The following is a 22,333-nucleotide window of genomic DNA, read 5'->3' on the forward strand; positions in this document are numbered from 1 at the left end:
GCACTCAAAGCTCCCGGCTGTACATTTTTAGCATGTAGTCTATTTATTTTATAGACTTTTTTGACATGAATTTTCCAAATTATTTTCAAAAAAAAAGTAATAGGTACATATCATGGCTGGCTTTATAATAGCCAGTCTTATTTTTTTTCAAAAATAGAAGAATTTCAAATCGTTAAATGTTAATATTTTAATGAATAGTGACCGTATTTTAACTTTTTGATTATGGGAAAAAATTAACTTGAGATTTTAAGATAGATTAAAATTTTACGTGATATAACTATTTATATTTGAAATATTAATTTTATTAAACGGAGTTGGAATTGTTTTGATTTCAATGTTATACTTATCCCTATATAGTCATGTTGATTAATTTTAAAACTATATAAAAATGGAAAAAATAATTCCTGCCCAGTTTATAAGCTTAATCCAATTACAGTAAATCTATCCTTAAAATGAAAGGCACAATTCCACATATAGTACAACTGGGGGAGCTGCTTATGCAAAAACTCCCTGCAGTTGTTTTTCAAGATTTTCACCTGGAAATTTTCTCGAAAATTACTTTTTAGACTCTTCTGCTATATCATCACAAAAAATAAATAATAATGAAAAAAAATGTTTTGAGTATTCTTTTAATGTTATTGAGCTCACTGGTTTATTCTCAGGTGGGAATTTCCAGGACCGGTGCCAATAACCAACCCAACGCTAATGCAATACTGGATGTAAAATCCACAACTCCGGCGACAGCTGTTCTGCTACCCAATGTGTCCCAGATTAGTATTGCAGCTAATCCAAATGCAGATGATACATTTAAAGGAGCTATCGTTTACAATAAAAATAATGCATCTATTTATGAGCATGACGGTAACAGATGGCAAAGTGTTTATGATTATATAGTAGAAACAAAACCGCAATATCTTGCTCATTTTTCGAGACCCGCTAATTTAAACCTTTCCTGTGGTATACTTGGTTGTACAGATACGGGTATCATGTCCATTTCTAACACCGGCGGTTCTGATTTTAAAGGAAATCTGATTAATGTATCTGTTACCTCCAATGTTTTAACAGTGAATGAACAGGGAGTGTACAGGATCACCTACAGATCTTATGCAGTAGTTACTGGACGAGATGTTGATGTTGAACTTCGTTTACAAAAGGCGAATGTAGCAACTCCTACATCTTTTGCAACGATAGATTCCCAATCCTACACAGATACGAGCCGTGAATTAGGATATACTCCTGTGTTTAATGGCTCGATTGTTTTGTTTGCTAATTCAGGGGATAAATTCCGGCTACAGGGTTTTATAAATGCAGGCGCATCGATATCTTCCTCTTCAGCAACCTTCCAGAACAATAATACCTATGGGACGGGAGAAGTGACCTTTGAAAAAATAGTGCTTTAAAAAAATACAAAAATGAATACAAAAATATATTTATACGGAATACTTTTTTCCTTCCTGTTTTCAATTCATGTTGAAGCACAGGTAAGGATATCTACAACCCCGGGTTTACCCCACGCTAACGCGCTATTGGATATCAAAGACTCAAAAAAAGGGGTCATTTTTACCAAAGCAGACAATATTAGCGGTTTTCCTCTGTACAATGCTCTCCAGGAAGATCTCTTTAATGATCTTCCTTCCCTGGAGGGTGCCATTGTATATAATAAAGAAGATAAACAATATTATAAATACGATGGAACAGTATGGAGCCCGGCACTACAGTTGGGTGGGTTTTATAATCCTTTTGAAACCCGTAAAAATTCCAGCAATTCGGAAAGCTGGACATGTATTGGTGTTTTGGGTATAAGTACATGTGATATAAGTGCTTTACTTGGAAACAGCAACCGGAAAACCATTTCTATTTCAAATACAATCAATCGTTCCCAACTTCTTGTCAATAATCTCAACCTTACAGCAGGTTCCAATTTTGTAACCATACCGTCTGCCGGATTATATTATATCTCAGGAGTTATTGGTTTTGGGGGGACCAGCATTTTAGGACTCGGAAGTGATGTGTCTTACTGGGTAAATCTCGATGTAAGTTATGACAATGGAAATACCTGGGCCACATTGGCTTATAGTGAAACGCTTCAATATGGTGGAATTTTCATTGATCTGGGGCAAGCGGGCAATAAAAGTGCAAGTGTATCTTCTACCGTTACTTTACCTGCCAATGCAAGAATAAGATTAGCGGCAATGGTGTCTACAAGCGCAACGATATCTAATTATTTCAGTTCTATAGATCATAGGGATACATTTATTAATATCCAGAAATTAAAATAACTCTTAACCGTACACAATGAAAACATATTTATTAATCACCAGTATATTACTAGGAACATCCGTCAGTGCTCAGGTTATAATTGGAGGAAGTACTCCTTCAAATACCTATACTCAATTAGAATTACAGAATACAAACGGGCAGAAAGTTCTGATTTTACCGGCTGCTGAGAATAATACCTCCTTACCAAAATACAACGCATCACAAGCAGATGGATATGATAATGATCCTGCCATGGAAGCCATGCTGATGTATGATAAGAATGCGGGACTCACAAAAGTTTATGAAGGATCTACCTGGAAACAGGCTTTTATACCTAAAATAAAATCCGTTACATGGACAAGAGCCAGAATTGATGCCACTTCCGTAGGATGTATTTCTCTTTTGTGCAGCTCAAATAATTTACCGTTTTCTATTCCTGCTAATAACGCTCAGTTTGCAGATTACTTGTCGATACACAATTCCGCAGACACATTCAGGATAAGGCAAAAAGGTTTATACAGAGTGAATTTTAATGCTTTATTCAACGGGATCAATGTTGGGTTTACAGGGGTAAGAATCAATATTGCAATTGTTGTAAACGGAGAGGAAAAAGGGTATATGTCTTCGAAAGCAGCTTTTATCAGTACAGATAATTATTTAGCTTCTGCAGATACCGTTCTGTTCCTGGATGTAAATAGTAATGTCAATTTTAGAATAACGATAGATAATAATGGGCTTTCCTTATCAGGGTATACATTTGGAGGAACATCGGAGAGCAATGTCAGCTTAGAGAAAATACTGTAAAACTACCATCTGTTGCCTCAAATTAAATTTTTTTTACCGCCGGAACTGCCTGATAACAAAAACAATAATAATTAAATATAATATGAGCTTTGACCCTAAGAACACTCACATGGGTTCTTTAATAAAATACCGCATCGAAGAATGTGGGATGGACCTATCACGTATCAGTAAATTTTTTAACTGTTCACAGGAAGAAGTAGAAGAGATGTTCCTGTGGAAATCTTTTGATACAGCACTTTTGTTAAAGTTCAGTATTTTATTGAAATACGACTTTTTTAGAGTGTATTCTCAATATTTAATATTATATGCGCCTCCAGGCAGTACCAATTATAATGCAGTTTCGATTAAAAAGTCACCTCTACCCAGGTTCAGGAAAAATATTTATACGAAGGAAATCATTGATTTTATTTTAGAACAGATTATTTCAGGGAATAAAACAAAAAAACAGGTAATAGAAGAGTATAGAATTCCAAAGGCGACCCTGTACAAATGGCTTATAAAGTATAAATAATAATTTTGATTGGAATGATCAAAATAAGTTATAGAACAATGATTTGAATACTAAAAAGATTAATACTAAAAGTTGTCTACCGATACTGAATACTATATGAAAAAATTACCACCGGATTATGGAAAGATTTACAGTGATTTGATTGATGTTAAATATCCAGAAAAGAAAGCAGAGTATCTTTTCTTTTTGCAAAAAAAAAGATATTCAGCTTTGGATATTATTAATTTTAATACACTGCTATTTAAAAAGAATGACAGGGCTGTTTTTGTTTTTAACCAAAAACACCGGTTCTATGATAAAAAAACAATTTTAGAAATATTAAACTATCAAAAGGAAAATAGATTAAATAATATGGAAACCGCAAGACACTTTAAAATCAGTCGGAATAGTCTGTCAAAATGGAAAAAGATCTTCTGGCCGAATAAGCAACAAAAAGCAAATCCTCCAATTTAATCTTATAATGATGGGAAAGAATTTTTTTTTAATCGCAATGTTAATAAGCTCGATGTTTTTGGGACAAAATAAAAATAATCCCACTGATAAAATTCGTTTAATCCAGAAAGCGGGTTCAGCACGAAGCCTTGAAGGTAAAGCCTTGCAAGTGAATATATTTATTTCTCTTGATAAGAATAAAACCTGGAGCAGGAAAGGAAAAGAACAAGTACTTCAGATATTACCTGAATCAGAAACATGGCTTAAAAGAGAACTTGGATTATACGGTCATACCATGGATATTAGGAATAAAAACTTTGGAATTGATAGAGATATTATCTTGAAATCGAATCCGGATGTTGATGCAAAAGATTATGGATGGCCTAATGAAGCAATTAAACAAATGGGCTATAATTCACTTATTGATTTTTATGACGACCTGAAAAGCAAGAATGATTTTGATCAGATGTATATCGTCTTTTTTATCAATGGCCAGGGGCAGCCCTATGCGAATCCTTGTGATATCAGTTTTAAAGAGGGGGATGAGGATGACAGTTTTGTTGAATATGCGGCAATATTTAGTAGTTTCGATGAGGTTCCTATTACAGATAAAAGTCAGCATTACCTTGTTCCTCATGAAATATTACATCTGTTTGGAGCGCTTGATTTATATGAGAGTGAACATCAAACAAAGAAAACTGAAGAATTTGCAGTAGATCATCTCACCGAATCTGTCATGTTGGGATCTATCCGTTTCGTGGAAGAAGACAGTCAACAATGGAACCTTAAAAAATATAAAATTGATGAGTTTAATGCCTATATCATGCGACTCCATAATAACTATAAAAGCTGGTATGATACGCTCTCCAAAAAGCTTGCACGCACTTATGACTGATAATCATAGAAAAACGATTATACAGAATCGTCAATCAGGTTATCAGGCTTTGCTATAAATTTTCTTTTTAAGTATAAGTGGTTATTTTTTTGGGTCTCTATCAATTTTGATAGAGACCTTTTCTTTACTCTTTACCAAATTTTTTGCTGAAAAAGTTTCCCTGACCTGATGTTTTGGGACCTGATTTTTATATGATTTATATCATTTAATTGGATTTTTGAAAATTTTAATTATTTGTATTGATCGCATTTTCAGATTATTGTAAATCCCTAACGGTTGTTCGTGAATAAATATTTTGGCGTTTCAATAAAATACCTATATTTACCACCAAGGAGTTCATTTAGACTTCTTTATCAACCGGAATTGGTAACACTTAGCTGTGTATTAAAAGGGAATCGTGTGTAAATCACGAACTGTCGCGCAACTGTAAGTAACACTCAAAAGGTTTTTATCACATAAGGTCCACTGTTCGCTCTTGTGAATGGGAAGGACGATAAAAATCGTTACAAGTCAGGAGACCTGCCTATTTCGAATTGACGATGCTTTCGCGATTTGAAGCTTATAGTCAGGTATGATACGTTTTGGTACATGCTCAACACTTTTCACGTGCACATTACCATTTTTCAGAGATAGTCTCAGAGGATTTAATTTCAGAATTCTGCTGTATCTATAGTTCTGTCGTATTAATCCTTTCCATAATTTTCTCTACCACAAAGTATTGTGAAGTTTATCGATAACTTTTATAATGATTTATAAATAGCAAGGGGTTGATTAGAGTAGACCTTCTGATATGATGATTATGCATTAATAATCAATTGGAATACTCATCATGCAGCCGTTCACTAAGGTTTATAAGTCGTTGGATTGATTTAGCAATTTAAAGGAAATACTTTTTTTAAATTGTTGATGATATGTGAGTTAAAGACATTAAAACGAACAATAATATTAACGATGAGTAAAAATGCAAGTTTAGGTTCTGCCGGATTACGATTCCGGGAGGCGATGCAAAAAGAAAATCCTCTTCAGATTGTAGGAGCTATTAATGCGAATCATGCATTACTGGCACAACAGGCAGGTTTCAATGCTGTTTATCTTTCAGGAGGAGGAGTTGCTGCCGGGTCTTTAGGGATTCCTGATCTGGGAATAACCACCCTGGAAGATGTATTAATAGATATTCAGAGAATAACCAATGTATGTGATCTCCCATTATTGGTGGATGTAGATACGGGTTTTGGTCCCTCGGCATTTAATGTCGCAAGAACGGTCAAGTCTTTAATTAAGGCAGGTGCGGCCGCTTTGCATATTGAAGATCAGGTGGGGGCGAAACGTTGTGGACACCGTCCGGGTAAAGAAGTAGTGAGCAAAGATGAAATGGTAGATCGCTTAAAAGCCGCAGTTGATGCCAGAACAGATGAAAATTTTGTTATCGGCGCTAGAACAGATGCATTTGCCAACGAAGGGTTGGAAAGTACACTGGAAAGAGCTATCGCGTACAAAGAAGCAGGAGCAGATTTCATATTTGCAGAAGCTGTCCCGGACTTAAGCTTTTATCAAAAATTTGTTGATGCCACAGGCATTCCTGTATTAGCCAATATTACCGAATTCGGAATGATCAAAATGTATACTGTAGATGAATTGAAAGATGCCGGTGTCGGTTTGATCTTATACCCCCTTTCTGCCTTCCGCGCTGCTAATAAGGCGGCTCAGAATGTTTACGACCATATCCGCAAAGAAGGTACCCAGGCTAATGTGCTGGATACCATGCAAACCCGCGATGAGCTTTACAAAAGCATCAATTATCATGATTATGAGCAAAAATTAGATAACCTATTTAAAAACAACAAAAATAGCAATGGATAATGAACCTATATTTAAGCCAAAAAAGAGTGTAGCGCTTTCTGGTGTTACAGCAGGGAATACTGCTCTTTGCAGTGTTGGAAAAAGTGGAAATGACCTCCATTACAGAGGTTATGATATTTTGGATCTTGCAGAAAGAGCACAATTTGAAGAGGTAGCCTACCTTCTTATTTATGGGCAATTACCAACTGGAGCTCAATTAAAAAACTATAAAGCCAAATTAAAATCATTAAGAGGATTGCCTCACTCTGTAAGAAATATTTTAAAAAGTATTCCGGCAGCTGCACACCCGATGGATGTTATGCGCTCAATGGTCTCAGCGATTGGAAGCATTCAGCCTGAAAAAGATGATCATAATGTAGCGGGAGCAAGAGATATTGCGGACAAATTACTAGCATCATTCAGTTCAGGGCTTTTATACTGGTATCATTATACTCATAATGGGAAAGAGATTGATGTAGAAACTGATGATGATACCATTGGCGGACATTTTTTACACTTGTTACACGGTAAAAAAGCTCCTGATTCCTGGATAAAGGCAATGGAGATCTCTCTTAATCTCTATGCTGAACATGAATTTAATGCTTCTACTTTTACTGCCCGTGTTATTGCAGGTACATCTTCAGATTTTTATTCCTGTATTACAGGAGCCATTGGTGCTTTAAGAGGTCCCAAACATGGGGGAGCCAATGAAGTTGCTTTTGAAATCCAAAGCCGTTACAACTCTGCTGATGATGCTGAAGAAGATATCCGTAAAAGAATTGCCAATAAAGAAGTGATCATTGGCTTTGGCCATCCGGTGTATACCATTTCAGATCCACGAAACGTAGTCATAAAAAAAGTAGCTAAAGAACTTTCCGAAGAAGCCGGAGATATGCTGCTTTACAATATTGCTGAAAGATTGGAAAGTGTAATGTGGGAGGAAAAGAAAATGTTTCCTAACCTCGATTGGTTCTCAGCAGTATCTTACCATTTAATGGGAGTTCCTACGCTGATGTTCACGCCATTATTTGTGATTTCAAGAGTGACAGGATGGAGTGCTCACATCATCGAGCAGAGACAGGATGGGAAAATTATCCGCCCGAGTGCCAATTACACAGGACCGGAAAATAAAGAATTCGTTCCTATCGGAAGCAGATAATACACAATTAATTCAAAATAAATAATAATTAAATCAGAATAAAAAGATGTCATCACACATTTCAAATGAAAGACCACAACCGGATAAAGTATTAACAGATATTGCAGATTATGTACTAAACTACGAAATCAAAAATGATTTAGCATTGAAAACAGCTCATTATTGTCTTCTGGATACTATTGGATGTGGGCTTGAAGCTTTAACTTATCCTGCTTGTACTAAATTACTGGGGCCTATTGTAAAAGGAACGATTGTACCTCATGGAGCTAAAGTGCCGGGAACTCAATTTCAGTTAGATCCGGTTCAGGCGGCTTTCAATATTGGAGCTATTATTCGTTGGTTGGATTTTAATGATACGTGGTTAGCTGCCGAATGGGGACATCCTTCAGATAACTTAGGGGGGATCTTAGCCACTGCGGACTGGTTATCAAGAACCCATATTGCAGAAGGAAAAGCACCATTGAAAATGAAGCAGGTATTGGAAGCAATGATCATGGCCCATGAGATTCAGGGAGTAATTGCTCTTGAAAACTCGTTTAACAGAGTAGGTTTAGATCACGTATTATTAGTGAAACTGGCTTCCACAGCTGTAGTAGGGAAATTGATCGGACTAACCCGTGATGAGTTGATCAATGCTATTTCATTAGCTTTTGTAGATGGTCAGTCATTAAGAACTTACCGTCATGCTCCCAATACAGGAAGCCGTAAATCATGGGCTGCTGGAGATGCAACTTCCAGAGCAGTGCGTTTGGCATTGATTGCTAAAACCGGCGAAATGGGATACCCTTCAGTACTTACTGCTAAAACATGGGGATTCTATGATGTTTCATTTAAAGGAAATGAATTTAAATTTCAACGTGAATATGGCTCTTATGTCATGGAAAATGTATTGTTCAAAATTTCTTTCCCGGCAGAATTCCATTCACAAACAGCGGTAGAGGCAGCAATGACATTACATCATAAGCTGAAAGAACTGGGTAAAACAACAGAGGATATTAAAAAAATAACCATCCGTACACATGAAGCTGCTATCCGGATTATCGATAAAAAAGGACCGTTAAACAATCCGGCAGATCGTGATCATGCGCTTCAGTATATGGTTGCAGTACCTCTTATTTATGGCAGATTGACAGCAGCGGATTATGAAGACAGTGTCGCTTCAGATCCAAGGATCGATATTCTTCGTGATAAAATAGAATGTGTGGAAGAAGTTCAGTTTACTACAGATTACCACGATCCTGAAAAACGTTCTATCGCCAATGCATTAACCGTTGAATTAAATGACGGAACTGTTTTAGACGAAATAGTGGTAGAATATCCAATCGGTCATAAAAGAAGAAGAGACGAAGGTATTCCTGAATTGATCAAAAAATACAAAGTTAACCTGGCTCGTATTTTCCCGGAAAAACAACAGAAACAAGTATTGGAGAACTCATTGGAATATGATAGACTAATTGATTTGAATGTCAATGAATTTGTAGACCTGTTAGTTATTTAATTAATGGAAAGTTGAAAATTGAAAGTGGAAAATGAAAACCAACTTTCCACTTTCAATTTTCAACTTTCAACTTTCAATTCACTAAAATATTATGTCAGAAAAAGTAAAAATACTAATCAACGGGGCTTTTATAGAGAGTAAGGCCACAGAACATTTGCCTGTTGAAAATCCTGCTACCCGGGAAGTTCTTGCTGAAGTACCTTTGACGTTATTATCAGAAATTGATGAAGCGATAGAGGTTGCAACAACAGCATTTAAAACATGGAAGGAATATACAACTCCTGAACGGGCAAGGTTGTTTCTCGCTTACCAGCACTTATTGAAACAACATCAAAAAGAGATCGCAGAAATTCTTTCAAAAGAAAATGGGAAGACCTTTGCTGATGCTATGGGAGATGTATGGCGTGGAATCGAAGTTGTAGAGCACGCGTGTAATATTCCAACGTTAATGATGGGGGAAACTGTAGAAAATGTGGCAAGAGCAGTTGATACTTATAGTTATATCCAGCCATTAGGAGTGTGTGCAGGGATTACTCCTTTCAATTTTCCGGCAATGATCCCGCTTTGGATGTTTCCAATGGCAATTGCCTGTGGGAATACTTTTATCTTAAAACCTTCAGAACAGACACCCATGACTGCTGTAAAACTGGCTGAACTGTTTTTAGAAGCAGGTTTTCCAAAAGGAGTGCTCAATATAGTTCATGGTTCTAAAGATCAGGTAAATCATATCCTCAATCATTCTGAAATCAGAGCGATTTCATTTGTTGGATCTGTTCCTGTAGCAGAGCATGTTTACCGTACCGGAACCCATAACTTAAAAAGAGTACAGGCTTTCGGGGGCGCTAAAAACCACATGGTGGTAATGCCTGACGCTAACAAACAACAGGTGATCAATAATTTGGTGGGAGCATCATGTGGGGCTGCAGGACAACGCTGTATGGCGATAAGTGTAGCAGTGCTTGTAGGAGAAGCTCAAAACTGGACTGAAGATATTAAATCAGCATTAAGCACAATTAAACCGGGAATATGGTCTGATGAATCGGCTGCTTATGGTCCGTTAATCAATCAGCAATCCAAAGAAAAGGTTTTGAGATTAATAAAAAGTGCGTATGAACAGGGAGCAGAAGTTTTGTTAGATGGAAGCAATTGTACTATAGAAGGCTATGAGAATGGACATTTTGTAGGTCCAACCTTGTTTAGCAATGTGTCCACAGATATGGATATCTACCAGGAAGAAATTTTCGGACCTGCATTATTACTTTTAAAAGCAGATACATTGGATGAAGCAATTAAGATCATCAATGATAATCCGTACGGAAACGGTACATCCATATTTACCAATTCAGGAGCGGCAGCCCGTAAATTTCAGCATGAAATTGAAGTAGGACAAATTGGTATCAATATTCCGATTCCTGTTCCACTTCCTTTCTTTTCATTTACCGGGTGGCGAAAATCCTTCTTTGGCGATTTGCATTCCTATGGAAAACAGGGAGTACGGTTTTATACGGAAACCAAAACAATCACAGCCCGTTGGTTTGAGGAAGATGTTCCCGGAGGAAATGTCAATATGACAATCGCTTTAAAATAATACCAATCAATTGAAAGTTGCAGATCGTACAGCATTTCAACTTTCAATTTTCCACTTTTAACTTTCAACTCAATAAAAATGGAGTTTAACCTAAATGAAAATCAACGTGCATTTCAGGATGCAGCGAGAAGCTTTGCTGAAAAAGAACTGGCTCCTTATGCTTCTGATTGGGATGCTAAAAAACAGTTTCCAAGAGAAGCTATTACCAAAGCAGGCGAGCTGGGGTTTTGTGGAATTTATACCAGCGAGGATGCTGGCGGATTAGGGCTTTCAAGACTGGATGCCGCAATTATTTTTGAAGAATTAGCGGCAGCATGTCCTTCTACAACAGCTTATATTACGATACATAATATGGTTTCATGGATGATTGATGAATTTGGTAAAGATGAAATCAGAAAAGACTTGTGTACAAAATTGGCATCCGGAGAATTACTGGGTTCTTACTGCCTGACTGAACCAGGTTCCGGTTCTGATGCTGCCAGCCTTAAAACAACCGCCACTAAAAAGGGAGATCGATACATTATCAACGGAACCAAAGCATTCATTTCCGGTGCCGGGGAAAGTGATATTTTAATTGTAATGGCACGTACCGGAGATTCTACAGCAAAAGGAATCAGTGCTTTTGTGATTCCGGCCGATACAAAGGGAATCAGTTTTGGTGAAAAAGAAAAGAAACTAGGCTGGAATACACAACCTACCCGTTTTGTATTTTTAGATCATGTAGAAGTGGATGAGAATCATCTTTTAGGGGAGCTAGGAGAAGGTTTTAAAATAGCATTAAAAGGACTGGATGGCGGACGTATTAATATTGCTACCTGCTCTGTAGGTGCAGCACAGGGAGCAATCAATCAGGCACAACGGTATATGCACGAAAGACATCAGTTCGGAAGATCTTTAACTCATTTTCAGTCATTGCAGTTTAAGATTGCTGATATGGTAACTGAGTTAGTAGCAGCCCGTCAGATGGTGCATCTTGCAGCCTTTAAGCTGGATTCCAAAGATGCTAATGCACTTACATACTGTGCAATGGCGAAACGATTAGCTACAGATATGTGTTTCAATATTTGTAACGAAGCTTTACAGATATTGGGAGGATATGGCTGTACTCAGGATTTTCCGGTAGAAAGACTGATGCGGGATGCAAGGGTGCATCAGATTGTGGAAGGAACTAATGAAATTATGAAACTCGTTATTTCAAGAAAAATATTAGAGGAAGGAGCTACTTTGCAAATCAGATAACTATAAAAAGTGGAAAATAGAAAGTGGAAAAATGAAAACGAACAAATAGATATCGAACTCAATAACTTTAAGCTTTCAGCTTTCAACTTTCAATTCTCAACTTTCAACTTTTAATTAAATACAATGAGTTTAATACTTACCGATATAAAGAATGGAGTGGGAATCATTACCCTCAACTCCGAAAAGACACTTAATGCTCTTTCTTTACCCATGATAGAAGAGTTGAAAATCGTTTTGTCTGTCTGGAAAACTAATGATGAGGTTGCCTGTGTTTTTTTGCAGGGAGCTGGTGAAAAAGCATTTTGTGCAGGAGGAGATGTTCGGCAGCTGCATGATGCAATTGTCGCACAAAGGAGTATTGATGTCCATAAAATACCACAGGACTGCTTTGATTTTTTCTCAAAGGAATATAAGGTAGATTATATGATTCATACCTATCCTAAACCGGTTGTAGTATGGGGACATGGAATTGTAATGGGTGGTGGTATAGGGTTAATAGCTGGTGCGTCACATCGTGTCGTGACAGAAAAAAGCAAGCTTGCGATGCCTGAGATCACTATTGGATTATATCCGGATGTTGGGGGAACCTGGTTTTTAAATAAAATGCCATCTGCTTATGGTTTATATCTGGGACTAACAGGCGCAAGACTTGACGGCTCTGATTGCAAATTTTTAGGATTAGCAGATTTTTATCTTTCTTCTTCATTAAAAGAACAAATTCTTGATGCTTTACAACAGGCTGTATGGAATGGAGAGAATCATCAAATAGTTTCTGAAATTCTGGAAAACTTTTCAAAAGGAATAGATATTCCTGAGGCCCAGACAGAATTATATCAAGCCTTTATTCATAGGTTTGAAGGAGTGGATTCATTAGCGGAGTTTGCCGAAATACTGACTGATTATCCTAAAAAAGATGACTGGATTTTAAATGGACTAAAAAGTTTTGAAGCAGGTTCACCGACTTCTGCCCATATTATTTTCAGACAACTGAAACAGGGCAGAAAATTAAGTTTAGAAGAAGTATTTCAATCAGAGCTTAATTTATCCTGCCAATGCTGCATTCATCCTGATTTCGCTGAAGGTGTAAGAGCTTTACTGGTAGATAAGGATCTGGCTCCGAAATGGCAACCCAATTCTTTGAATGAAATTACTAAAGATTGGGTAGATGGGTATTTTGAATGGGTTGTAGGAGATTGGACTGTTAATTAGTTGAAAATTGAAAATGAAAAGTGGAAAACAGAATGATCTCTAAACTTTCAACTCTCCACTTTCCACTTTCAATTAAATAAAAAAATGAGTTATTAAAATGAAAAAAATAGCATTCATAGGATTAGGAAATATGGGTGGTCCCATGGCAGCTAATCTGGTCAAAAAAGGACATCAGGTCGTTGGTTTTGATCTTTCAGAAACAGCTTTGAATTCTTTAGCATCTGTTGGAGGGAAAATATCAAATTCAGCTTTAGAAGCTGTAAAAGAGGCTGAAGTCATTATTTCAATGTTACCATCCGGTAAACACGTTGACGAACTATATTCTGAAGAATTTATTAATAGTTTACAACCTAATACACTAATCATTGATAGCAGTACCATTGATGCTGTAACAGCTAGATCTGTTGCAAATATTGCTGTTTCCAAAGGACATAAAATGATTGATGCTCCAGTTTCAGGCGGCACAGCAGGAGCGCAAGCGGGGACGCTTACATTTATCGTTGGTGGATCTCAGGAAAGTTTTGAAGTTGCAAAACCTATTCTAGAATGTATGGGGCAGAATATATTTCATGCCGGCGATTCCGGTGCCGGACAGGTCGCTAAAATATGTAATAATATGCTTTTGGCCATTCATATGATTGGTACCTCTGAAGCTATTAACCTCGGAACGAGACACGGACTGGATGCTGCTGTTTTGAGTGAGATCATGCAAAAGAGTTCCGGAAGAAACTGGTCCCTGGAAGTGTACAACCCTTATCCCGGAGTAATGGAAAATGCTCCGGCATCCAGAGAATATTCTGGAGGTTTTGCAGTAGATCTGATGACCAAGGATTTAGGGCTGGCAGCAGAGGCTGGACTTGAAACCAAAACATCCACCCCTTTAGGAAATACAGCTTTAAATCTTTACAGAATGTGGAGCGAAACAGGAAATGGGAAAATAGACTTTTCGAGCATTATTCAATTTTTGAATGGAAAATCGAAATGACATCTAAATTTTCAACTCTCCACTTTTAACTTTCAACTTAATTAAAATGAATTTCGAAACATTACTATATCAACAGAACGGACCTATCGGTACCTTAACCGTCAATCGTCCACAGGCATTAAATGCCCTTAATAAAGATGTTTTAAGAGAACTGAAACAATTTGCTGATGAAATCAAAACCAACAAAGATATAAGGGTTCTGATTATTACCGGATCAGGAGAAAAAGCGTTTGTAGCAGGAGCCGACATTAAAGCAATGCAGGGAATGAGTCCGAAAGAAGCTGAATCATTTTCAATTTTTGCTCAGACAGCATTTAATTCAATTGAAGAATTACCTTTTGCTGTCATTGCTGCTGTCAATGGTTTTGCGTTGGGTGGAGGTTGTGAGCTGGCGTTGTCTTGTGACATTATTTTAGCCAGTGAAAAAGCTAAATTTGGATTGCCTGAAGTTACTTTGGGGTTGTTGCCATGCTTTGGAGGGACACAACGTTTGCCAAGAGCCATCGGATTGTACAAAGCAAGGGAAATGGTTTTCTCCGGTGAGTTTTACTCGGCCACAGAATGTAAAGAATTTGGTTTTGTGAATAGAGTAGTAGCTCCGCAAGAGCTAATCAATGAAGCTCAAAAATTGGCTTCAACTATTGCTTCCAGGGGACCGGTAGCGGTCTCTAAAGCTAAACAATCTTTAAATACCGGATTCGAATTACATATGAGAGAAGGATTACAGCAGGAAGCTCATTTATTTGGTGAGTTATTTACAAGTGAGGATCAAAACGAAGGAATCAGTGCTTTTATTGAAAAGAGAAGCCCTGATTTTAGAGGAAAATAAATATTTGATTTTTTTTTAAAGCCTGGACTGATCATGAAGTTCAGGCTTTAATATGTAATGACTATATGGTTCCAAACTGAAAATGTAGAGAACAATTCTTACGTTTTAATGATTCCTATAAGGCTTGCAAGAACGGCCATTCCAAATAAAAGGTAGAATACCTTGGTTGGAACACTTTTCCCACTGTATATCCCGCAAAAAGTTGAAATTCCTAAAAATAAAATTGATTTTGGGATGATCTTATACAAATTGATATGAGGATATTTCAAAACGACAAGGAGAATTCCTGTTAATAAAATGGTAACTCCAATGAGGATGTTTCTTTTATGAAGTACCTTATTTTCTTTGGGAAATAACAGGGCAAGCTGAATAATAAATACTAAAAAGGCTATGAAATGAAGAGCCAGAATGATATTAAATAAAATCATGATACAATAGTTTTATAGTTTTTTAAATAGTAAAATCCACATGATAAACAGATGATGACAGCAATCAAATGTGCAATTAAATGACCGGTTTTAAAGTTGGGATTTGATAGCACGATATAGAAATCCGCAGCAGGAACTATGGTTCCTAAAATGAGGATTAAACCTAATGCGAAGTATTGTTTTTTCCACAAAAGAAGTATAATAATCAATCCAAAGAAAAAATCACGGATTCCTTTAATATACTGAAATGAAAAATCGCCATTGGTAACGGTACGAATGCCATAATCTATTTCGGCACCAATAGGATTGATAAAAAAGCGGATGCCGATGTACAGAAGGCCAATGCCAGAAATGAGGCTAAGCCAGAATGAGGTTTGTTGTTGTAAACGTTTCATAAGAACTTTGTTTTTGTTGATACAAAATTCCTCAACGTTGAATAAAAATTAATGCACCCAGGTTAATAAATCATCAAAGTGATGTTCTTTTTCTGATTCGGCTTAAAGACTGTGGTTTTACCCCAACATAAGAGGCGATATAATATTGAGATAAACGTTGCTGTAAATCAAAATGCTCCTTAATAAATTTCTCATACCGGGATTTTGGTGAATCTGTGTGAAATGAATTTCTGTCTTTTAGCGTTTTAATAAGGACATACTCAATAGAGAGTCGTCCAAATCGTTCTCCATTTTTTACCTGAGCATACAGCTTCTGAAGATTTTCGTAAGTGATCGTCCAGATAGTGGAATCTTCTAAAGCCTGAATGATTTGGTTGGAAGGAGTTTGAGGGCCAAAACTTTCAAAGTTACTGGTAAACTCATTTTCTTTTGAAAAACCATAAGTTCTTTCTTCTCCATCATCATTAATATAATAACGGACCAGACCATCTCTGATGAAGCCAACATATTTACAAACTTCGCCTTCTTTAAGAAAAAATTCTCCTTTTTTATATTCTTTCAATGTGAATAAGTTCTTAATTATTTCTTCTTCATCTGAACTTATTTCTATAATGTTTTTTATTGCAGAGATTAAAGCATCGTCCATTGTTAAAGTAATTCGAATAACTAAAATTACATTTTAAACGCCAAATGAGATTATTTTTTTTAGGTAAGTTTAAAAAAAACCTCTAAAAATAAATTTCAGAGGCTTTAAAATATTGTTTCTTTATAAAGAATGATAACCATATTCAATATTTCCCCATAACACTTCATCACCGGGTTCTGTCATTTCCGATGGAGTATTAAATGCACTGAAACCGAAAATAGTAGTATACTGGAAAGTCCCAAAAATGGTATTACTTGAAATAGATAATGCCGGAGAATCATTTCTGGGTACTTTTTTTACGTATTTAAAAGCTCTTTTTAATGTAAAAGAGGCTTCAGCTTTATTGAACATACCTATGTATTCAGCTTCATTATTCCGGACAATAAATACAGAATCTTTTGAAGTTTTAATGCTATATGCAGCATCTGCGGATGTTCCGGAGATCAGTTTTAGAGAATTGTTTTTTGTATCAATACTTATCTTTTTCCATGTGGGTTCCTGATAAGTATCCCAGTAAGTCGCTAAATAGGATTCGCCGGGATGGGACGGACTGGCAACAGGTCCTTTAAAAAGAATAACAGTTTTTACGCTGTAATTTTTATATTCAAAGTTGTATACGGTTTTTTCTGTGGGCTTTGGATTTTCAGAAATATCATCATTTCCGCTGCATGAGATGATAACAGCGGTGGCTGCCAGGAGGGTGAAAATAGATTTCATGATAGTTTGTTTCGAGATAATTTTTTATTGTATAATTCACCGTAAAGATAGTTATTAATAATGAAAATAGCCCCTGTAGAAAGAGTTTTTAAGATTTGTTAATGTGCAATGCGCTTATTGCCAGAATTAATATTTACTTTTTAATAATAAGGATTATTAATGTTTGTAAATGCTTATTCCTTTAAGTGATGTTGGGATGAGCTGTTTTACTTAATTAGCTTTTGCAATAGTGGTCTCCTCGTAAGTATCCCACATATTAGTAGTGATCTTTGAAACAGTGAGTTCATTTCCATTTATTGAAGCCCGATAAATAACAAAATCAAGGATCATACTTGCTTGTGCGCTGTTGTACGATCCTTTCTGTATCTGATAATTTTCACAAGTTGAATAGGATACAAAAGTTACTGGTGTAGTATCAATAAGCTGATCAATCTGATAATATGATTTTGCTGTACATGTGCCATCATGCAGTGTAGTAGATGTTACAATACCATTTTTTTTCGTGAGTGATTTATGTACGTAGTATTTAGTCGATTTTGTACCTGGGGCAGTAGGAGTATCATCAGAATTACTTGAACAGGAAGTAAATACAAATAAGGATAATACCAACAGGAATAGCTTCATAACTTGATGTTTTTGCAAATATATGGGTTGGAATCCGAATAATGCTATTTTGTCAATGCATAATGCTTAAACTGTTTTTTGGAGGTTATTGATATAAGTAATAGGAATAATTTAAAACTTAAATATACAAGTCTGTCTATTTAAGTTTACCTTTGTTGCATGAAACAGAGAGGACAAGTCGTGATCGACAAAATACTAGATACCGCTGAACGGCTATTTTATGCACAGGGTTATAATAATACCGGCATTAATCAGATCATTGAGGAATCTGATATTGCAAAGGCATCTTTATATAAGCATTTTGACACAAAAACAGATCTTCTGATTGCTTATGTTAGACGTACCCACGAGCTTTGGTTTAGCAGATTGGAAGCCAGTATAAATAAAGTTACGGATCCTAAGGGCAAATTACTTGCACTTTTCGATCACCATATGGAAAGGCAGAAAGTTAGGTTATATGGAGGCTGTCCATTCATCAAAGCTAATGATGAAGCTGGAATGAGTGATCCTAAAGTTTTGGCAGAAATACAGTCGGCAAAAATTCATAGCAGACAATTTATAACAACACTTGTTGAAAATTCAGGTCATAAAAAAATTCTTACGGATGACGAGTTGGCTGAAACCATCTACGTTATGCTGGAGGGTTCTATTGTCACCGCTTCTGTTTTTAAAAAGCCTGATGAAATCCGGTCTGCAAAAAAAATCATTGAAAAACTGATCTAAAATGAAAGAGGTTAAAAATAAATGGTTGGAGCTGGTCATTGTATTGGCAGCTCCTTTACTTTCTGTAATAGATGTTTTTATTATCAATGTTGCGATACCCACCATTAAAAAGGGAATCCATGCAACAGATGGAGAAATGCAGTTTGTAATTGCAGGGTACCTTTTGGGTTATGCGGCTTTTCTTATAACAGGTGGCAGGGCCGGTGATCATTTTGGCCGTAAAAAAGTTTTCTTTTGGGGAATGTTTGCCTTTACCGTTGCTTCATGTTTATGTGGGCTTTCACAATCAGCTTTTCAACTGAATGTGACCAGGATCTTTCAGGGACTAAGTGCTTCGTTTATGGTACCGCAAACGATAGCATTTATTCAGGTGCTTTTTACAGATACGAAAGAACGTGCAAAAGCATTTGGGTTATATGGAATTACACTGGGAACAGCCGCTGCTATCGGGCAAATGCTGGGTGGGTATTTCTCAGATACGCATTGGTTCATCGATGGCTGGAGGTTGGTCTTCTTTATCAACCTTCCAATAGGGATTATAACTCTTTGGGCAGCTCATAAATACCTTACTGAAACCGCAAAACATCAAAGTACAAAATTTGATTATACCGGAATATTGATTTTAACATTCGCATTATTTTCACTAATTTATCCCTTGATTCAGGGGCGAGAGGCTGGATGGCCTTTGTGGAGCTTTGGAATGATTATTTTATCTGTGGTTCTTTTTGCTTTTTTCATTTATAATCAAAAAGTTAAACTTTCAAGAAATGGAAACCCTTTAATTGATATCAGATTATTTAAGATAAAAGATTTCAATATCGGATTAATTGCAGTATTGTTTCATTTTATGCTGCATACAGCGTATCTGTTGCTTAGTGCAGTATATTTACAAAATGGATTGGGCATTTCGGCTTTAGATAGTGGACTGTATTTCGTCATCCCCGGAATTTTATTTATCATATCTTCTATGATGGCTTCACGGTTGATCGTTACATTTGGAAAAAGGGTATTGCAGGTGGGTGTCATTATTTTATTTATTGCATTTTATCTTCAAATGACGCTTTGGAAACCTGGAATCAGTACCTGGCTGATTATAGGATTAATGGGAACATGGGCATTTGGAAACGGGCTTGTTCTTCCTTCATTATTAAATATCGCTCTTAAAAATGTACCACCCCAATATGCCGGTGCTGCTGCAGGTATCTATTCAACTTTTCAGCAAACAGCTTCTGCATTAGGAGTAAGTATCATTGGAGGCGTGTTTTTTTATTTCTCAAAAGAAGGTTGGCAGTCAGCGTATCATTTCGGAATAGTCTGTTTATTAATTTGTGTAGTCATAGTAGGGCTTATGCTGCAGTTGCTTCCAGGCAGGAAATCGGTCACAGAAAATGCTGGCAAAGTCATTAAAACATAAAGCATGGAGGACAAAAAACTGGTGTACAAAGATATTTCTTCTCCTGTTGGACTGATCAGGAGTATTAGTTCAGATAAAGGTCTTGTGGCAATAATCTGGGAAGGCGAGACTTATAAAAGAACCAAACTTCCTACTCCTGTAAGAGAAGATTTACATCCGATACTTGTACAGACAGAAAAAGAACTAAAAGAATACTTTGAGAAAAAAAGGAAGATTTTTAATATTCCGCTGGACTTTCAGGGGACTGAATTTCAGATCAAAGTGTGGGAAGCCTTACTGGATATTCCTTATGGGATAACAAAAACTTATGGTGAATTGGCCAAAATTCTGGGTGATGTAAAAGCGGTACGTGCAGTTGGCGGAGCTTTGAATAAAAATCCAATATCGATTATTGTACCATGTCATAGAGTGGTAGGGGCTTCAGGAAAGCTGGTAGGTTTTGCAGGTGGTTTAGAAAATAAATCAATCTTACTTGATTTGGAGAAAGATTTTAGAATACCTTCTTTATTTTAAATTTAATACAAAAAATATAGACCATATGAATCCGATATTAGAAGCAAAAACTTTCAATCTTGAAAATTTTCATCAGCTATGTGAGCATGTAGCTTGCCAGGATCAGGATTTAAAAAGCATTTTGGATCGTCATGGTTACCCTCCGATGTGGACACGCGAAAATACTTTTGAAACACTTGTTCATATTATTTTAGAACAACAGGTTTCTTTAGCGTCAGCCCTGGCTGCCTTGAATAAATTGAAAGAAAAAACAAAGGAAATTACTCCTGAAAATATTCTTCCACTTACCGATGAAGAAATGAGAGAATGCTATGTGAGTCGTCAGAAAACGTCTTATATCAAGGGTCTTGCACAGGCAATAACAAATTGCGAAATCGACCTTATAAAGTTGTCGGAAATGTCCAATGATGAAGCCCGTAAAACATTGGTGAATTTAAAAGGGATAGGAAATTGGACCGTTGATGTATATCTGATGTTTACCCTTCAGCGGACTGATATTTTCCCTGTTGGGGATCTGGCGGCGGTCAATGCTTTGAAACGTTTGAAACGGCTTCCTCCTAAGGTGTCGAGGGAAGAAATCATTGAAATAAGTGAACAATGGAAGCCTTTCAGGTCAGTGGCTTCTATGATACTCTGGCATTATTACCTTTCCAATACAAAAAATAAGTTATAGAATGTAGTGCGTGATCACCCACAACCAAGGCTCTTCATTCATATCGATTTCTTTTTTCAGCATCAAACAAATTTTTTTTAATTGGATCTTTCAAAAGAAAATACTGAATATTCCGTTTAATTCTTAAATTTGGCTCATGCAAAAGAATCTTTATCTCATCATTATATCATTTTTTCTTGTGAGTTGCTATACCTATCAGGTTAAAAAAGTGGATGCATCCACTGATAATAAGAAAGAATCTAAAAAACGCGCGGGTCTTGCTAATGCTATTCCTACACAGGCGGAAAGTATATCGACTGAATCTCAAAACCTGAGTGTACAACAAACGCCTGCCCCGGTCAATGTTCAGGAGAAACTTATACCTGGTAAAAATTTTAAAATTGATGTTGATGGCAAATCCTATAAAATAATAGTTGACAAGTGGGAAAGTGACAGTCTGGTTGCGCATGCGGTTAGTAATCCTAAAAAAATTCTGAAATTTCATAAAGGTCAGATCAACAGTGAGAAAATTGCTGAGAAACGCTTTTCGCAGCCCATCGCTGATATTATTACTGTGCTTGCTTATGCTGGTATTGGTGTTTTAATTTGGTCTATTGTGCGCTAGTTCTTAAAACTTTTCCAGTAGGTTGAGCTTAGAAAAAAAGTAATTTAAAAAATACTAAAAAAAACCTCTGAAATTATTCAGAGGTTTTTCGTATCCACCACCAAGAAATCTGGGAGCAACTGATAGAGTATTTAGAAAGAATTTCTATAATAGATGATCCCTTTTTTGACCGGAAAAGTGTATCTGCAAACACTTTTTACAGATGAATTGAGCCAAATAAAAGAATTGAAAAACTCTTTTATTAACCGGTGAGTTTTTATGAGCTAAGTTTCATAAATATAATCTTGTTCACAAGATGATTCGATTGTGTTGGTTTTCAGTGTGTAAAGACAGGTTAAGATGATAAAAA

Annotated in this window: 24 protein-coding genes and 1 riboswitch; of the genes, 19 read left to right on the top strand and 5 right to left on the bottom strand. The window is 36.4% G+C overall.

Annotation, left to right across the window (positions count from 1 at the left end; genetic code table 11):
- The first annotated feature begins 602 nt into the window (after window positions 1-602).
- From CEY12_RS20350 to CEY12_RS20415, 14 genes are all read left to right on the top strand, one after another.
- On the top strand, window positions 603-1,400 hold the full coding sequence (locus tag CEY12_RS20350) for a hypothetical protein (protein ID WP_089029398.1): 798 nt from the start codon (window positions 603-605) through the stop codon (window positions 1,398-1,400).
- A 12-nt stretch (window positions 1,401-1,412) separates the two neighbouring features.
- Entirely contained in the window at window positions 1,413-2,279 is an 867-nt protein-coding gene (locus tag CEY12_RS20355; protein WP_089029399.1) for a hypothetical protein, read from the top strand.
- Between the two features lie 16 nt (window positions 2,280-2,295).
- Complete coding sequence (locus tag CEY12_RS20360; RefSeq protein WP_089029400.1) at window positions 2,296-3,063, top strand: hypothetical protein; 768 nt, start codon at window positions 2,296-2,298, stop codon at window positions 3,061-3,063.
- Between the two features lie 109 nt (window positions 3,064-3,172).
- A complete protein-coding gene (locus tag CEY12_RS20365; protein WP_228409740.1) occupies window positions 3,173-3,574 on the top strand; it encodes a transposase in 402 nt (133 codons plus the stop codon).
- A 96-nt stretch (window positions 3,575-3,670) separates the two neighbouring features.
- Window positions 3,671-4,027: a transposase gene (locus tag CEY12_RS20370; RefSeq protein WP_089029955.1), complete on the top strand. Its 357-nt coding sequence runs from the start codon at window positions 3,671-3,673 to the stop codon at window positions 4,025-4,027.
- Window positions 4,028-4,037: 10 nt separating this feature from the next.
- Entirely contained in the window at window positions 4,038-4,901 is an 864-nt protein-coding gene (locus tag CEY12_RS20375; RefSeq protein WP_157676864.1) for a hypothetical protein, read from the top strand.
- Between the two features lie 347 nt (window positions 4,902-5,248).
- Window positions 5,249-5,443, top strand: a riboswitch (cobalamin riboswitch).
- A gap of 409 nt (window positions 5,444-5,852) precedes the next feature.
- Complete coding sequence (gene prpB, locus CEY12_RS20380; protein WP_089029403.1) at window positions 5,853-6,761, top strand: methylisocitrate lyase; 909 nt, start codon at window positions 5,853-5,855, stop codon at window positions 6,759-6,761.
- Window positions 6,754-7,899 carry a 2-methylcitrate synthase gene (gene prpC / locus CEY12_RS20385; RefSeq protein ID WP_089029404.1) on the top strand — a complete coding sequence of 382 codons (1,146 nt, stop codon included), beginning with the start codon at window positions 6,754-6,756 and terminating at the stop codon, window positions 7,897-7,899. The genes prpB and prpC overlap by 8 nt, the downstream gene beginning before the upstream one ends.
- Window positions 7,900-7,945: 46 nt before the next feature.
- Entirely contained in the window at window positions 7,946-9,397 is a 1,452-nt protein-coding gene (locus CEY12_RS20390; protein WP_089029405.1) for a bifunctional 2-methylcitrate dehydratase/aconitate hydratase, read from the top strand.
- A 91-nt stretch (window positions 9,398-9,488) separates the two neighbouring features.
- A complete protein-coding gene (locus CEY12_RS20395; RefSeq protein WP_089029406.1) occupies window positions 9,489-10,985 on the top strand; it encodes a CoA-acylating methylmalonate-semialdehyde dehydrogenase in 1,497 nt (498 codons plus the stop codon).
- A gap of 78 nt (window positions 10,986-11,063) precedes the next feature.
- Window positions 11,064-12,224 carry an acyl-CoA dehydrogenase family protein gene (locus tag CEY12_RS20400; protein WP_089029407.1) on the top strand — a complete coding sequence of 387 codons (1,161 nt, stop codon included), beginning with the start codon at window positions 11,064-11,066 and terminating at the stop codon, window positions 12,222-12,224.
- A 123-nt stretch (window positions 12,225-12,347) separates the two neighbouring features.
- The gene (locus tag CEY12_RS20405) at window positions 12,348-13,433 is read left to right on the top strand and encodes an enoyl-CoA hydratase/isomerase family protein (RefSeq protein WP_089029408.1); all 1,086 of its coding nucleotides are present in this window, start codon (window positions 12,348-12,350) and stop codon (window positions 13,431-13,433) included.
- 97 nt (window positions 13,434-13,530) lie between these two features.
- Window positions 13,531-14,418 (top strand): 3-hydroxyisobutyrate dehydrogenase, encoded by an 888-nt coding sequence (gene mmsB / locus CEY12_RS20410; protein ID WP_089029409.1) that lies wholly within the window; start codon window positions 13,531-13,533, stop codon window positions 14,416-14,418.
- 46 nt (window positions 14,419-14,464) lie between these two features.
- Window positions 14,465-15,247: an enoyl-CoA hydratase/isomerase family protein gene (locus CEY12_RS20415; RefSeq protein WP_089029410.1), complete on the top strand. Its 783-nt coding sequence runs from the start codon at window positions 14,465-14,467 to the stop codon at window positions 15,245-15,247.
- 98 nt (window positions 15,248-15,345) lie between these two features.
- Here CEY12_RS20415 and CEY12_RS20420 read toward each other — a convergent pair whose 3' ends face one another.
- From CEY12_RS20420 to CEY12_RS20440, 5 genes are all read right to left on the bottom strand, one after another.
- Entirely contained in the window at window positions 15,346-15,675 is a 330-nt protein-coding gene (locus CEY12_RS20420; protein ID WP_089029411.1) for a hypothetical protein, read from the bottom strand.
- Complete coding sequence (locus tag CEY12_RS20425) at window positions 15,672-16,070, bottom strand: DUF4267 domain-containing protein (protein WP_089029412.1); 399 nt, start codon at window positions 16,068-16,070, stop codon at window positions 15,672-15,674. Before CEY12_RS20425 ends, CEY12_RS20420 begins: the two co-directional genes overlap by 4 nt.
- 73 nt (window positions 16,071-16,143) lie before the next feature.
- Window positions 16,144-16,716 (bottom strand): Crp/Fnr family transcriptional regulator, encoded by a 573-nt coding sequence (locus tag CEY12_RS20430; protein ID WP_089029413.1) that lies wholly within the window; start codon window positions 16,714-16,716, stop codon window positions 16,144-16,146.
- Window positions 16,717-16,836: 120 nt separating this feature from the next.
- The gene (locus tag CEY12_RS20435) at window positions 16,837-17,433 is read right to left on the bottom strand and encodes a hypothetical protein (RefSeq protein WP_089029414.1); all 597 of its coding nucleotides are present in this window, start codon (window positions 17,431-17,433) and stop codon (window positions 16,837-16,839) included.
- 210 nt (window positions 17,434-17,643) lie between these two features.
- The gene (locus CEY12_RS20440) at window positions 17,644-18,057 is read right to left on the bottom strand and encodes a hypothetical protein (RefSeq protein WP_089029415.1); all 414 of its coding nucleotides are present in this window, start codon (window positions 18,055-18,057) and stop codon (window positions 17,644-17,646) included.
- Between the two features lie 159 nt (window positions 18,058-18,216).
- On the opposite strand from CEY12_RS20440, the gene CEY12_RS22775 reads away from it, so the two are divergent.
- The 5 genes from CEY12_RS22775 (at window position 18,217) to CEY12_RS20465 (ending at window position 21,984) form a co-directional block, all read left to right on the top strand.
- A complete protein-coding gene (locus CEY12_RS22775; protein ID WP_089029416.1) occupies window positions 18,217-18,780 on the top strand; it encodes a TetR/AcrR family transcriptional regulator in 564 nt (187 codons plus the stop codon).
- Window position 18,781: 1 nt separating this feature from the next.
- A complete protein-coding gene (locus CEY12_RS20450; RefSeq protein WP_089029417.1) occupies window positions 18,782-20,194 on the top strand; it encodes an MFS transporter in 1,413 nt (470 codons plus the stop codon).
- Window positions 20,195-20,197: 3 nt separating this feature from the next.
- A complete protein-coding gene (locus CEY12_RS20455) occupies window positions 20,198-20,707 on the top strand; it encodes a methylated-DNA--[protein]-cysteine S-methyltransferase (protein ID WP_089029418.1) in 510 nt (169 codons plus the stop codon).
- A 25-nt stretch (window positions 20,708-20,732) separates the two neighbouring features.
- The gene (locus CEY12_RS20460; protein WP_089029956.1) at window positions 20,733-21,380 is read left to right on the top strand and encodes a DNA-3-methyladenine glycosylase family protein; all 648 of its coding nucleotides are present in this window, start codon (window positions 20,733-20,735) and stop codon (window positions 21,378-21,380) included.
- A gap of 136 nt (window positions 21,381-21,516) precedes the next feature.
- On the top strand, window positions 21,517-21,984 hold the full coding sequence (locus tag CEY12_RS20465) for a hypothetical protein (RefSeq protein ID WP_089029419.1): 468 nt from the start codon (window positions 21,517-21,519) through the stop codon (window positions 21,982-21,984).
- Window positions 21,985-22,333: the final 349 nt, after the last annotated feature.

The sequence above is a fragment of the Chryseobacterium sp. T16E-39 genome, assembly GCF_002216065.1.
In the GTDB taxonomy this organism is placed as follows: domain Bacteria; phylum Bacteroidota; class Bacteroidia; order Flavobacteriales; family Weeksellaceae; genus Chryseobacterium.

What these genes read in the sequence shown, in the direction of transcription:
- CEY12_RS20400 (WP_089029407.1), top strand. Translation starts at nt 11,064, where the DNA reads ATGGAGTTTAACCTAAATGAAAATCAACGTGCATTTCAGGATGCAGCG.
- CEY12_RS20430 (WP_089029413.1), bottom strand. Translation starts at nt 16,716, where the DNA reads ATGGACGATGCTTTAATCTCTGCAATAAAAAACATTATAGAAATAAGT.
- CEY12_RS20350 (WP_089029398.1), top strand. Translation starts at nt 603, where the DNA reads ATGAAAAAAAATGTTTTGAGTATTCTTTTAATGTTATTGAGCTCACTG.
- CEY12_RS20370 (WP_089029955.1), top strand. Translation starts at nt 3,671, where the DNA reads ATGAAAAAATTACCACCGGATTATGGAAAGATTTACAGTGATTTGATT.
- CEY12_RS20415 (WP_089029410.1), top strand. Translation starts at nt 14,465, where the DNA reads ATGAATTTCGAAACATTACTATATCAACAGAACGGACCTATCGGTACC.
- mmsB (WP_089029409.1), top strand. Translation starts at nt 13,531, where the DNA reads ATGAAAAAAATAGCATTCATAGGATTAGGAAATATGGGTGGTCCCATG.
- prpC (WP_089029404.1), top strand. Translation starts at nt 6,754, where the DNA reads ATGGATAATGAACCTATATTTAAGCCAAAAAAGAGTGTAGCGCTTTCT.
- CEY12_RS20435 (WP_089029414.1), bottom strand. Translation starts at nt 17,433, where the DNA reads ATGAAATCTATTTTCACCCTCCTGGCAGCCACCGCTGTTATCATCTCA.
- CEY12_RS20465 (WP_089029419.1), top strand. Translation starts at nt 21,517, where the DNA reads ATGCAAAAGAATCTTTATCTCATCATTATATCATTTTTTCTTGTGAGT.
- CEY12_RS20425 (WP_089029412.1), bottom strand. Translation starts at nt 16,070, where the DNA reads ATGAAACGTTTACAACAACAAACCTCATTCTGGCTTAGCCTCATTTCT.
- CEY12_RS20405 (WP_089029408.1), top strand. Translation starts at nt 12,348, where the DNA reads ATGAGTTTAATACTTACCGATATAAAGAATGGAGTGGGAATCATTACC.
- CEY12_RS20395 (WP_089029406.1), top strand. Translation starts at nt 9,489, where the DNA reads ATGTCAGAAAAAGTAAAAATACTAATCAACGGGGCTTTTATAGAGAGT.
- CEY12_RS20440 (WP_089029415.1), bottom strand. Translation starts at nt 18,057, where the DNA reads ATGAAGCTATTCCTGTTGGTATTATCCTTATTTGTATTTACTTCCTGT.
- CEY12_RS20450 (WP_089029417.1), top strand. Translation starts at nt 18,782, where the DNA reads ATGAAAGAGGTTAAAAATAAATGGTTGGAGCTGGTCATTGTATTGGCA.
- CEY12_RS20360 (WP_089029400.1), top strand. Translation starts at nt 2,296, where the DNA reads ATGAAAACATATTTATTAATCACCAGTATATTACTAGGAACATCCGTC.
- CEY12_RS20365 (WP_228409740.1), top strand. Translation starts at nt 3,173, where the DNA reads ATGGGTTCTTTAATAAAATACCGCATCGAAGAATGTGGGATGGACCTA.
- CEY12_RS20420 (WP_089029411.1), bottom strand. Translation starts at nt 15,675, where the DNA reads ATGATTTTATTTAATATCATTCTGGCTCTTCATTTCATAGCCTTTTTA.
- CEY12_RS22775 (WP_089029416.1), top strand. Translation starts at nt 18,217, where the DNA reads ATGAAACAGAGAGGACAAGTCGTGATCGACAAAATACTAGATACCGCT.
- CEY12_RS20355 (WP_089029399.1), top strand. Translation starts at nt 1,413, where the DNA reads ATGAATACAAAAATATATTTATACGGAATACTTTTTTCCTTCCTGTTT.
- CEY12_RS20375 (WP_157676864.1), top strand. Translation starts at nt 4,038, where the DNA reads ATGGGAAAGAATTTTTTTTTAATCGCAATGTTAATAAGCTCGATGTTT.
- CEY12_RS20460 (WP_089029956.1), top strand. Translation starts at nt 20,733, where the DNA reads ATGAATCCGATATTAGAAGCAAAAACTTTCAATCTTGAAAATTTTCAT.
- CEY12_RS20390 (WP_089029405.1), top strand. Translation starts at nt 7,946, where the DNA reads ATGTCATCACACATTTCAAATGAAAGACCACAACCGGATAAAGTATTA.
- prpB (WP_089029403.1), top strand. Translation starts at nt 5,853, where the DNA reads ATGAGTAAAAATGCAAGTTTAGGTTCTGCCGGATTACGATTCCGGGAG.
- CEY12_RS20455 (WP_089029418.1), top strand. Translation starts at nt 20,198, where the DNA reads ATGGAGGACAAAAAACTGGTGTACAAAGATATTTCTTCTCCTGTTGGA.